Below are 3,113 nucleotides of genomic sequence, written 5' to 3'. Positions count from 1 at the left end.
TATCGTAGAATCACTATGCTTTCAACAATTCGCCTAGCCTAAATCACTTTTCATTCCAGCTGAGTATGTCATTTTATGTTCATTTAGCTATACCATGTATAGGGTAAAAGGTAAAAAATAAATCAACATCCAGTGACGTGAGTATAGATAATATTTGATTCGGCAATCTCATACCATAAAGCCCTATAGACTGATTATAAGTTATACCGTTATCAACTTTAACGGCATTATCTGGCAGGCTGTTTAACGCCATTAAGTCCAAGTGCTGCTCATAACCAAAATCCAGCACTTTAGCGGTACAATTATCCCAGAGTGCTCTATTTTTAACCGATAAAATTGACACTAGCCTATAAACTTCGTCGATAATGAACTGCTCAGCGGCAAACTCTCCCTCAATATATTCGTAATAAGCACTCACTTCAAAAGACAAGTGATGCTCTTCACCATCAAAATCATCGCGCAATACACATACATCCTCGTCCCAAAACGCGATTAGAGGAGCCAATGACTTTTTTGATTTAAGTTCAATATCGATGTTGATAAGTCTAAACCGCTGCATAACAGATCCTTGTCAAAACAGCGCATATTAACCACCTTATTTTAAGTAATAAATCATACTTTTGAATATAAGACACTAATATAAATATAAGACAATAATAGTTATGCCTGTCCTAACTTATATTGGTGATCTGCCTTTATTGGGTAAAGGGTAAAAAATAAATCATTCTGTGCGATTCAAGAAGTAAGAGACGTATACCTATTCACTATGATTTGCATCACATCAAGAACACAGTTAATCTATTTTTACTGCCTCTTCAAAATACAATCCCCATGCTCCCCTATACTAACACCACAACCTTTGCCCAGAATAAGCTCAATAGTTCACGCTGGGCCAAAAGGCATCACGGTATTTTAAACCATCATCAGCAGAATAATATCAATCCCGATGTCATTTTGATGGGAGACTCCATCATGCAACAATGGGAACAGGCAGGACACAAAGTATTACAACCTTGGTCAAAAAAGCTTATCATTCAAAATCTTGGTTTTGCTGGGGATAAAATTCAACATGTACTCTGGCGAGTCCTAAATGGTCAATTAGACAGAATTACGCCAAGATTATTACTGCTCAATATTGGCACCAATAATGTATTTAACAATACTGCCCAAGAAATCGCAGAAGGAGTGCAATATTTGACTCATCAAATTCAACGCAAACTGCCTGACACTCAGATCATTGTATATCGACTTTTCCCTCGTGGAGCAAAGGACTCCATTGAACGTCAAATCACTACTCAAGCCAGTAGATTATATTTCAAATTAGCAGCGAACAGCCTGATGGAATATATCGATATCAATCCCATTTTTTTAGACCACCAAGGCGCAATTCCTCTGGATATCATGCATGATCAACTGCACTTAACGCCTAAAGGCTACGCGATATGGCTTAAGCAATTACAGCCATATTTTAAACAAATATTAAAATCGCATTGACACTGACAAGGATATCGTCATTAAACGGGGCTGTATTTTCTTTGTTAACATTGTTGTTTATACTGGCTTGGCGTCATACCCATCGCCAGTTTGAAAACCCGCCTAAAAACAACATCATCAGAATACCCCAATTCTAACGCGATCGTGCTAATGGTTTTATTATTGTTTGCTAATAAGGTACAAGCATATTCCATGCGCACTTTGTCAATAAAATGTTTAGGAGACATTCCCGTTAACTGTTTAATTTTTCTATGTAAAGTGCGCTCAGAAACTGACATTAAAACGGCCAAGCGCTTAGGCGCCATATTAGAGCCATAACCTTGGCGAATATATTGCTCAGCAAGTGACACAAAAGCAGGTTTAGTTATTTTATATCCAAGAGGGATACTAAAATACTGAGATTTTGGCTGAGTATCCACAATAGCAAAATCAGCCATTTTTTGTGCTATTTTATCGCCTGCCAGCATTTTCACCACTTGCAGAGTGACATCAATCCAAGAGAAGGGCCCACCAGCAGACACAATATTTTCATCAACTAATAACTCACTGGCCCACAAAGAACATGCCAAACGATTGCGTGATTTAAGCTCATCGTGCAACCACCAAGTCGTTGTACATCGACGATGATCGAGCAAGCCAGCTTCACCGATAGCCAATACGCCACTGCAAGAGCCAGCAATAATTGCGCCTTGTCGATACTGCAGCCTTAACCAATCCCGAGAAGTCTTGTCTAATAATGGCGAAGGAGGCACTGAAAATTGATCGGGTACGAAGCCTGGAATAATCACAGCATCACATTGAGTTATCTCGCTAAACGACTCTTCAACTGGATAAGTACGCCCTTGACCATCAGTAATGGCTTCTCCATCAACACTCGCAATGACAATATCGGGGAACCACATCAAATCATCATCGGTATAAACAGCAGTTTGTCTCTTGGATAGTCTTAATCCCGCTAAACTGAACAGATCTTGGATCCCCATTAACGCCGATGGTAATGCTTGGGGGAGTGCCGCGATAACAATACGTATCATACAAACTTACTATTGGCTGAAATTATATGATCATTGTCTTTTTCGCCACTCATTGTCAACCTTCCAGTCGCTTTATTATACACACTCAAATACACCAACTCTCATTACTGACAATAGGACATAAAAATGAACACACCATCATTAGCTATCCTCGCTAAAATTGAAGCAAAACCAGAAAAAATAGAGCAAGTCAAAGCGTTATTAACCAGCGCATTAGCTCTTGCCAATGAAGAAGAACAAACCATCAGCTGGTATGCTGTGCAGATCAGTGATACCCGATTTGCCATTTTCGACACCTTTGCCAATGAACAAGGTCGTCAAGTTCACCTTAATGGTAAAATTGCAGACGCACTGCTATCACAAGCCGATGAATTATTGGCGATGGCACCCGAAATAATGACAGCAAACATTCTAGCAGCAAAAACTTAATGATATTTCGCTCATTAATCTAACAGTAAAGCCAAGGTTAGTTTAACCTTGGCTGACGACATTCAAAAATATACTCATTATCTTAAAGATCCCCTCATATTTTTATTCTAAATAATCCCGAAGACATTGCGATAAATAAGATGGTTCTTCATATAA

At 38.9% G+C, this 3,113-nt stretch carries 4 protein-coding genes; 2 read left to right on the top strand and 2 right to left on the bottom strand.

Features of this window, described 5'->3' with window-relative positions; genetic code table 11:
• Positions 1-79: 79 nt before the first annotated feature.
• A complete protein-coding gene (locus Q0791_RS24630; protein WP_299011909.1) occupies positions 80-559 on the bottom strand; it encodes a hypothetical protein in 480 nt (159 codons plus the stop codon).
• 272 nt (positions 560-831) lie between these two features.
• Between Q0791_RS24630 and Q0791_RS24625 the strand changes: the two genes are divergently transcribed.
• Positions 832-1,494: a GDSL-type esterase/lipase family protein gene (locus Q0791_RS24625; RefSeq protein WP_299011908.1), complete on the top strand. Its 663-nt coding sequence runs from the start codon at positions 832-834 to the stop codon at positions 1,492-1,494.
• Between the two features lie 44 nt (positions 1,495-1,538).
• On the opposite strand, the gene Q0791_RS24620 is transcribed toward Q0791_RS24625, so the two are convergent.
• Positions 1,539-2,528 carry a helix-turn-helix domain-containing protein gene (locus tag Q0791_RS24620; RefSeq protein WP_299011907.1) on the bottom strand — a complete coding sequence of 330 codons (990 nt, stop codon included), beginning with the start codon at positions 2,526-2,528 and terminating at the stop codon, positions 1,539-1,541.
• A gap of 126 nt (positions 2,529-2,654) precedes the next feature.
• Here Q0791_RS24620 and Q0791_RS24615 point away from each other — a divergent pair, with 126 nt between their 5' ends.
• The gene (locus tag Q0791_RS24615; protein WP_299011906.1) at positions 2,655-2,957 is read left to right on the top strand and encodes an antibiotic biosynthesis monooxygenase; all 303 of its coding nucleotides are present in this window, start codon (positions 2,655-2,657) and stop codon (positions 2,955-2,957) included.
• Positions 2,958-3,113 lie beyond the last annotated feature (156 nt).

This window comes from uncultured Shewanella sp. (genome assembly GCF_947495455.1).
Lineage (GTDB): Bacteria > Pseudomonadota > Gammaproteobacteria > Enterobacterales > Shewanellaceae > Shewanella.
This window is presented reverse-complemented; position numbering and strand designations above follow the sequence as displayed.

Coding starts and splice junctions, on each gene's coding strand:
- Q0791_RS24630 (WP_299011909.1), bottom strand. CDS start 559: ATGCAGCGGTTTAGACTTATCAACATCGATATTGAACTTAAATCAAAA.
- Q0791_RS24625 (WP_299011908.1), top strand. CDS start 832: ATGCTCCCCTATACTAACACCACAACCTTTGCCCAGAATAAGCTCAAT.
- Q0791_RS24615 (WP_299011906.1), top strand. CDS start 2,655: ATGAACACACCATCATTAGCTATCCTCGCTAAAATTGAAGCAAAACCA.
- Q0791_RS24620 (WP_299011907.1), bottom strand. CDS start 2,528: ATGATACGTATTGTTATCGCGGCACTCCCCCAAGCATTACCATCGGCG.